This window comes from Bradyrhizobium sp. 62 (assembly GCF_023073035.1).
In the GTDB taxonomy this organism is placed as follows: Bacteria; Pseudomonadota; Alphaproteobacteria; order Rhizobiales; family Xanthobacteraceae; genus Bradyrhizobium.
This window is the reverse complement of record NZ_JADPIT010000016.1, coordinates 474,751-482,645: the sequence shown is the minus strand read 5'-3', so window position 1 is coordinate 482,645 and position 7,895 is coordinate 474,751. Positions and strand designations below refer to the sequence as shown.

Here is a 7,895-nt window from a genome sequence, read left to right as displayed (position 1 = left end):
AGCGTTCGCCGTTGAACTTCATCATCTGCATCTGCTTGTTGACGCGGTAGTCGTTCGGCCCGGTGTTGATCTTGATGCCGGGCAGCGCGAAGCTCGGGGTGAAGTCCTTGATATTGGCGACCTGCTTCATCACGTTCTCACGCGACAGGTCGTCGCCGCACTGTTTCAGAACTTGTGTCAGCAATTCGGCGACGGAATAAGCATAGGTGTTGACGGTGTTGAGCTTGTCGCCTTCGGGGAAATACTTGTCCATGAAGGCGAAGAACGCTTTCACGCCCGGATCGTCCTTCCACTGCGGATCGCCGGGCTCCTTGCCGTATTGGGTCGATATGATGCCCTTGGAGATGTCGAGGCCGGCCGGCTTCAGCGTCGCCGAGATCGGGCTCGCGTTGATGTCGAGAATGTGCACCGGCGTCCAGCCGAGCTCGGCGACTTTCTTGATCGCCTGCGCCGCGAACTTGGGTGTCGAGGCATCATAGAAAAGATCGGCGCCCAACGACTTCAGCTTGACCACCTGAGAGTCCACCGTGGGATCGGTGACCTCGTAGGAGACTTCGCCGACAATCATGCCGGCGGCCTTGTCACCGAGACCGCTCTTGAGGCCGGCGAGATAGTCTCGGCCCATGTCGTCGTTCTGATAGAGCACGCCGATCTTGGCGTTCGGATGCTCTTTGAGGATGTACTTGGCGTAGATGCGCCCCTCGGACACGTAGTTGGGATTGTAGGCGATGGTCCATGGATAGTTCTGCGGATCGTTGAAGCGCGCGGCGCCGGTCGAGGCCAGCAGCTGCGGGATCTTCTTGCCGTTGAGATATTTCTGCACGGCGGCGTTCGCGGCGGTGCCGATGATCTGGAAGGTGAACAGCACCTCGTCGCCTTCGACGAGCTTGCGCACCTGCTCGACCGTCTTCGGCGGCGAATAGGCATCGTCATACTGGATCAGATTGATCTTGCGGCCGTTGACGCCGCCCTGGTCGTTGATCATCTTGAAATAGGCGGCCTGGGTCTTGCCGATATTGGCGTAGACGGAATAGGGCCCGGAGAACGGCACGGTCTGGCCGATCTTGATCTCGGTGTCGCTCGCGCCGGTGTCGTATTTCTTCTGGGCGAGAGCTTGGTTGGCGGAGAACGCGAAGGCGAGCGCCGCCGTGGCAGTGATGAAGGCTCTGCGATTGCTCATGTGGGGTTGTTCCTCCTGACGGAATTTCCGACCGACGGTCTTGTCCCGTTGATTGCCAACGGTCGCCATCGCTGTCGGAGATTGTGGAGGAACGGCAGGCGACGCGCAAGGATCGCGGCGCCGCGCTATGGCGTCTCAGGCCAGGAACAGCGCTAACAGCGCGAGCGCCGCCGGCAGCGCCTGCACCATCAGGATGCGCGTGCTGACGGTCGCTGCGCCATAAGCGCCGGCCACGATCACGCAGAGCAGGAAGAATGCCTTGATCTGGAACGCGAAGGCCGGATTGCCGTGCACCAGCCCCCAGACCAGGCCGGCGGACAGGAAGCCGTTATAGAGCCCCTGGTTGGCGGCCAGCACCTTTGTGGTCGCTGCCTTCTCCGGCGTGTTGCGGAAAACCTTCAAGCCCTGCGGCTTGTCCCAGAGAAACATCTCTAGGATCAGGAAGTAAGCGTGCAGTGCGGCGACCAGCGCCACCAGGATATTCGCGACCCAGAACAAGTTGAGCTCCCCCGGCGTCAGCTTTCGGGTGGACGCTAGCACGGCCGGCGTGGCAATTGCGATGGCGTGTTTCGATGCCATGGTGCCGCAATGCCCGCGCGACCGACCAAATCACCTGTAAGCTTCGGCCTCGATCGGCTGGCGACCCCGATTGGGATTGCGCTGCTGGTCACCGACGCTGCGGGCACCTTGCGCGCGCTCGACTGGGCGGATTACGAGCACCGCATGCGCGAGCTCTTGCGCCTGCATTACGGTGTGGTGGAGTTGCGTGACCAGCCCGCGCCCGCAGCCATGCGGACTGCGCTGTCGGATTATTTCGACGGCGATCTCGGCCAGCTCTCAGGCATCGCCTGGTGCATCGCCGGCACGCCGTTCCAGCAGAAGGTCTGGAATGCGTTGGCGCAAATTCCTGCCGGCACCACGATGAGTTACGGCGCGCTCGCCGCCAGGATCGACATGCCCAAGGCCATTCGCGCCGTCGGCCATGCCAACGGCTCCAATCCGATCAGCGTGGTGCTGCCGTGCCACCGTCTGATCGGCGCCGATGGTTCTCTGGTGAAGTACGGCGGCGGCCTCGAGCGCAAGCGTTGGCTGCTGCGGCACGAAGGCGTGGCGGTCTAAGAGCCCGCCTAAGAATGTGTTGAGCAATCGGTGGCGCTGTGCCTCAAGCTTCGGATGTGGACCCGGGCGAGCCCTGGCCGACTTTCGACGTCCGGCGCGATGATGATGATTCAGCCCGAAATGACGAGAGAAAGTCACGCCGCGGGCTGAACCGCCTTGTCGCCGGCCATCACGTGGGTCAGCGCGCTCTTGATCGCGGCCTGGCGTGTCGGCGCGCTGATCTGTGCGCCCAGGAGATCGGTGACGTAGAACACGTCGCGGGCGCGCTCGCCGAAGGTCGCGACATGGGCTGAGGCGATGTTGAGGTTGAGCTTCGAGATCGCGGTGGTCAGCTCGTAAAGCAGGCCGGGCCGGTCGAGGCCGGACATTTCGATCACTGTGTAGCGGTCGGACCATTGGTTGTTGATGGTCACTTCCGGCTCGATCACGAACGGCCGCGCCTTGCCGCGCACGGTGCGCCGCGCCACCACCTCGGGCAGACGCAGCTTGCCTTCCAGCACGTCCTCGATCATCTCGCCGATGCGCGTCGCGCGTCGGCCCTCGTCCTCGTCACGGTCGTATTCCCTGGAGATCGAGATCGTGTCGAGCGCGCGCCCGTCGGTCGTGGTGTAGATCTGGGCGTCGACGATGTTGGCGCCGGCCGAGGCGCAGGCGCCCGCGATGATCGACAGCAGCCAGGGATGGTCGGCGGCGAAGATGGTCAGCTCGGTGACGCCGCGCACCTCGTCGAAGCCGACATTGATCGCGAGCTTGTGGCCGGCCTGCTCGCTGGCACGGACGAAGCGCGCGTGCCGGATCTTGCGCGGCAGCTCGACCTTGAGCCAATAGGCCGGATAGTGCCGGCCGATATAGGCGTCGAGCTCCTCCGCCGGCCATTCCGCGAAGGCGTTACGGAATTCGGCGTATGCGGCCGTGAGGCGCTTGCCGCGGTCAACCTCCGAGAAGCCGCCCGTCAGAACCGGCTCCGTCTCGTAGTACAGCGAGCGCAAAAGCTGCGCCTTCCAGCCATTCCAGACGCCTGGACCGACGCCGCGGATGTCGGCGGTGGTCAGGATCGTCAAGAGCTTCATCTGCTCGACCGACTGCACCACGGCGGCGAAATTCTCGATGGTCTTGCGGTCGGAGAGATCGCGCGACTGCGCGACCGTGGACATCGTCAGATGCTCCTCGATCAGCCAGGCCACGAGTTCGGTGTCGGCCGGACTGAAGCCGAGCCGTGGGCAAAGCCGTCGCGCCACCTTGGCGCCGGCGATCGAGTGGTCCTCGGGCCGACCCTTGGCGACGTCGTGCAGCAGCGTCGCGATGTAGATCACGGAGCGATGCTCCGGCCGGATCTTGCGCATCAGGTCGCTTGCCACCGCGAATTCCTCGATGCCGCCGCGCTCGATGTCCTGGAGGAAGCCGACGCAGCGGATCAAATGCTCGTCGACGGTGTAGTGATGATACATGTTGAACTGCATCATCGAGACGATCTTGCCGAAGGCGCGGATGAAATGGCCGAGCACGCCGGTCTCGTTCATCCGCCGCAGCACGATTTCCGCGTTGTCGGATGTCAGGATCTCCATCAACAGCCGGTTGGCTTCGGGATTCTCGCGCATCTGCGCGTTGATCAAGCCGAGCGAGCGCGTCACGTCGCGCATCGCGTCCGGGTGGAAGGCGAGATTGTTCTTCTGCGCCAGGCGGAAGATGCGGATCAAATTGACCGGATCGTGCTTGAAGACGTCGGGCGCGGCGACGTTGATGCGGTTGTTGTCGACGATGAAGTCGTCGCTGTCGGGCACCCGCCGCTTCACCGCGGTGGGGCGAAGCCGCGCCATCATCCGGCTCAGCACCGGCGCGGGCTTGGCCTGCTGGTCCTCGAGCTTGGCGCAGAGGATGGCGGTGAGATTGCCGACTTCCTTGGCGACCAGGAAGTAGTGCTTCATGAAGCGTTCGACGTCCTGCATGCCGGGATGCGAGGTGTAGCCGAGCCGGACCGCGATCTCGCGCTGGAGGTCGAAGGAGAGGCGCTCTTCAGGGCGGCCGGAGTAAAAGTGAAGATTGCAGCGCACCGACCAGAGGAAGTCGGCGCAGCGGCGGAAGGTGCGGTATTCCTGCGCGTCGAACACGCCGCGGTCGACCAACTCGTCGGTGTCGCTCACGCGGTAGACGTATTTCGCGATCCAGAACAGCGTGTGCAGGTCGCGCAGGGCACCCTTGCCGTCCTTGACGTTGGGTTCGACCAGATATCGCGATTGACCGCCGCGGCGATGCCGCTCCTCACGCTCGGCGAGCTTTGCGGTGACGAATTCGGACGCGGTGCCTTGCACGACCTCCTTGTCGAAGCGGGCGACCAGCTCGTCATAAAGCGGCCGGTCGCCGGTAAGGAAGCGCGTCTCCAGGATCGCGGTGCGGATGGTCATGTCGCCGCGCGCCTGCCGGATCGACTCGTCGACCGAGCGCGTGGCGTGACCGACCTTCAGCCCCATGTCCCAGAGGCAATAGAGAATGGCCTCGGCGACCTGCTCACCCCAGGCGGTCTGCTTGTAGGGCAGGATGAAGAGCAGATCGATGTCGGACTCGGGAGCCATCAGGCCGCGGCCATACCCGCCGGTCGCCACCACTGCCATGCGCTCGGCACCGCTCGGAATCGGCGAGCGGTAGAGATGACGAGTTGCCGCCGAATACAGGATGCGGATGATCTCGTCCTGCACGTGGCACAGCCGCTCGGCGCAGCGCCGGCCGTGACGGTCCTTCAGCAGGATCGTCTGTGCCGCAGCGCGCGACGCAATCAGCTCGGCCTTGAGCAGTTGCGCCATGGCCGTGCGGAACGCGTCCTCGCGTCCCTGGTGCTTCTCGGCAAGCGCATCGACCGCGGCGGTGATCCGCGCGGTGTCGAAGCGATCGTCCACCTCGGCCTTCTGCTCAGTCGCAACGCTGTCCATGTCTCACCGGATATAAGAGGCGGCCGGCGCTGTCACCCGCCATTCTCTCGCAATAGTCGTTCCATGCTGGAAAGGTGCGGCTTTGGGCAAAGCTGTTCTCAGCCGGCGCGCTTTCGAGGGATGGATTTTCTCGTTGATTTCTAGATATAACTCATTGAAAAGCAATGAAGTTTTGAGGAGGCCGGGCATGATCAGGATTACACGACGCATACTGTTGGCGGGAGCGGTCGCTCTCGCCATGTCCCCCGTGGCGCGGGCGGCTGATCCGCTCAAGGAAATCCGTATCGACTGGGCGACCTATAATCCGGTGTCGATGGTCCTGAAGCAGAAGGGGCTCCTGGAAAAAGAGTTCGCCAAGGACGGCATCACCGTCACCTGGGTGCAGTCGGCCGGCTCCAACAAGGCGCTCGAATTCCTCAACGCCGGTTCGATCGACTTCGGCTCGACCGCGGGCTCGGCGGCGCTGGTCGCCCGTATCAACGGCAACCCGATCAAGTCGATCTACGTCTATTCGCGGCCCGAATGGACGGCGTTGGTGACATCAAAGGATTCCAAGATCGCTAATGTCGTCGACCTCAAGGGCAAGCGCGTCGCGGTAACGCGCGGCACCGATCCGCACATCTTCCTGGTGCGCGCATTGCTTGGCGCAGGTCTCACCGAAAAGGACATCACGCCGGTGCTGCTCCAGCACGCCGACGGCAAGACCGCGCTGATCCGCGGCGACGTCGATGCGTGGGCCGGGCTCGATCCGATGATGGCGCAGGCCGAGGTCGAGGAGGGCGCGAAACTGTTCTACCGCAAGGCCGACGCCAACACTTGGGGCATCCTCAATGTGCGCGAGCAGTTTTTGAAAGACTATCCGGACGCCGCCCGCCGCGTGCTCGCGGTGTACGAAGAGGCGCGCAAATACTCGCTGGCGAATTACGACGAGCTCAAGAAGACCTTCATCGCCGTGACCAAGCTGCCGGAACCTGTCGTCGACAAGCAGCTCAAGGAGCGCACCGAGCTGACCCACAGCCGCATCGGCGCGCCCCAGCGCGAGTCGATCCTCGCCGCAGGCCTCGCCCTGCAACAGGCCGGCGTGGTCGATGCCAAGGTCGATGTGAAGGCGACGCTCGATGCTCTGATCGATGACCAGGTCCCGCTGCCGACGAATTAAGGTGCTCTTTCCCTCCCCCCCTGTGGGGGAGGGTGCCTCGCGAAGCGAGGCGGGTGAGGGGTATCTTTCCTCACGCTCAGTATTGCGAGCCGAGAGAACCCCTCATCCGGCGCCATAGCCGCCGCGAAGCGTCGGCGTTCTTTTAAGGACGGCGGCTGAAGGTCGCCTATGCCACGTTCTCCCACAAGGGGAGAAGGGAAAAGCAGCGGAGGGCGCGGCAAGAGTAGTGTTGCATTCCCTGACGAGACGCGCTTCCTACCGGCCATGATCTCTGAGGCGCCAGTCCTGCAACAGACCACGGAACCGGCCGAAAGCGCCGCCGCGCCTTCGTGGTTGTCGCGTTATGCGCGTCCATTGCTGGGTGTGTTGCTGCCGCTGACCCTCGCGCTCGGTTGGGAGTTCCTGGTCTGGCGCGGCTGGTCCAATGGCCGGCTGGTGCCGCCGCCCTCGCGCGTGTTCGCCACCATCGTTGATCTTGCCCGCTCCGGCGAGTTGGTCCGTCACATCGCCGCGACACTGTGGCGCGTTGGTCTTGGCTTTGCGTTCGGCGTGGTCGCGGGCACCTTGCTCGGCGCCATATCCGGCTATTGGTCGCTAGCGCGGAGGCTGCTCGATCCGACCGTGCAGGCGCTGCGCGCTATCCCCTCGCTGGCCTGGGTGCCGCTGTTCATTCTCTGGCTCGGCATCTTCGAGACCTCGAAGATCGCGCTGATCGCGGTCGGCGTGTTCTTCCCGGTCTATCTCGGCGTGATGGGCGCGATCCTCATCGTCGATCGCAAGATCGTCGAGGTCGGTCGCACCTTCCGTCTCTCTGGACCTGCCATGATCCGGCGGATCCTGCTGCCTGCGGTGCTGCCGGCCTATGTCGTGTCCTTGCGCGTCGGTCTTGGTCTGGGCTGGATGTTCGTGGTGGCGGCCGAGCTGATCGGCGCGTCCGAAGGCCTCGGCTATCTCCTGCTCGACGGCCAGCAGCTCGGCAAGCCCGCGCAGATCCTCGCCGCCATCGTGATCTTTGCGATCCTCGGCAAGCTCACGGATTGGCTGATCGAGATCGCGGCTGCGCCCTTCCTGCGCTGGCAGGACGCCTTCGGGCGTACGGTGGGAGCATAAGGCGATGCTGGCGCTCGACCGGGTCAGCAAGACCTATCCCAACGGCGTGCAGGCGCTGGCGCGCTTTTCCGCCGAGATCAGGCAAGGCGAGATCGTCGCCATCATCGGCGGCTCGGGCTGCGGCAAGTCCACGCTGCTGCGCGCCATCGCCGGCCTCGACCGCGCAAGCTCGGGCGCGGTGACGCTCGACAACGAGGCGATCGCCGCGCCGCATGCCAAGATCGGCATCATCTTCCAGGAGCCGCGGCTGCTGCCCTGGCTCAGCGTCGCCGATAATATCGGCTTCGGTCTCGCCGATGGGCCCGCGACCGAGCGGCGTGAAAAGGTGGCGCGTGCGCTCGAGCGTGTCGGGCTGGCCGAAAAGGCGCAGGCGTGGCCGCGCGAGCTCTCGGGCGGGCAGGCA

At 64.1% G+C, this 7,895-nt stretch carries 7 protein-coding genes; 4 read left to right on the top strand and 3 right to left on the bottom strand.

The window, feature by feature from the left end; genetic code table 11:
* Together IVB47_RS21240 and IVB47_RS21235 are read right to left on the bottom strand one after the other, a co-directional pair.
* Nucleotides 1-1,180 (bottom strand): ABC transporter substrate-binding protein (locus IVB47_RS21240; RefSeq protein WP_247463955.1); only part of this gene is annotated, 1,180 nt, incomplete at its 3' end.
* 135 nt (nucleotides 1,181-1,315) lie between these two features.
* A complete protein-coding gene (locus IVB47_RS21235) occupies nucleotides 1,316-1,759 on the bottom strand; it encodes a DUF1304 domain-containing protein (protein WP_247463952.1) in 444 nt (147 codons plus the stop codon).
* Between the two features lie 9 nt (nucleotides 1,760-1,768).
* Here IVB47_RS21235 and IVB47_RS21230 point away from each other — a divergent pair, with 9 nt between their 5' ends.
* The gene (locus IVB47_RS21230) at nucleotides 1,769-2,299 is read left to right on the top strand and encodes a methylated-DNA--[protein]-cysteine S-methyltransferase (RefSeq protein WP_247463950.1); all 531 of its coding nucleotides are present in this window, start codon (nucleotides 1,769-1,771) and stop codon (nucleotides 2,297-2,299) included.
* Between the two features lie 134 nt (nucleotides 2,300-2,433).
* Here the strand turns inward: IVB47_RS21230 and IVB47_RS21225 are convergent, their stop codons facing one another.
* A complete protein-coding gene (locus tag IVB47_RS21225) occupies nucleotides 2,434-5,223 on the bottom strand; it encodes a [protein-PII] uridylyltransferase (protein WP_027566047.1) in 2,790 nt (929 codons plus the stop codon).
* A 187-nt stretch (nucleotides 5,224-5,410) separates the two neighbouring features.
* Between IVB47_RS21225 and IVB47_RS21220 the strand changes: the two genes are divergently transcribed.
* From IVB47_RS21220 to IVB47_RS21210, 3 genes are all read left to right on the top strand, one after another.
* Complete coding sequence (locus IVB47_RS21220) at nucleotides 5,411-6,382, top strand: aliphatic sulfonate ABC transporter substrate-binding protein (protein WP_247404783.1); 972 nt, start codon at nucleotides 5,411-5,413, stop codon at nucleotides 6,380-6,382.
* A gap of 264 nt (nucleotides 6,383-6,646) precedes the next feature.
* On the top strand, nucleotides 6,647-7,492 hold the full coding sequence (locus tag IVB47_RS21215; RefSeq protein WP_247404779.1) for an ABC transporter permease: 846 nt from the start codon (nucleotides 6,647-6,649) through the stop codon (nucleotides 7,490-7,492).
* A 4-nt stretch (nucleotides 7,493-7,496) separates the two neighbouring features.
* Nucleotides 7,497-7,895: ATP-binding cassette domain-containing protein (locus tag IVB47_RS21210; RefSeq protein ID WP_247463947.1), on the top strand; the 399-nt coding region annotated here is incomplete at its 3' end.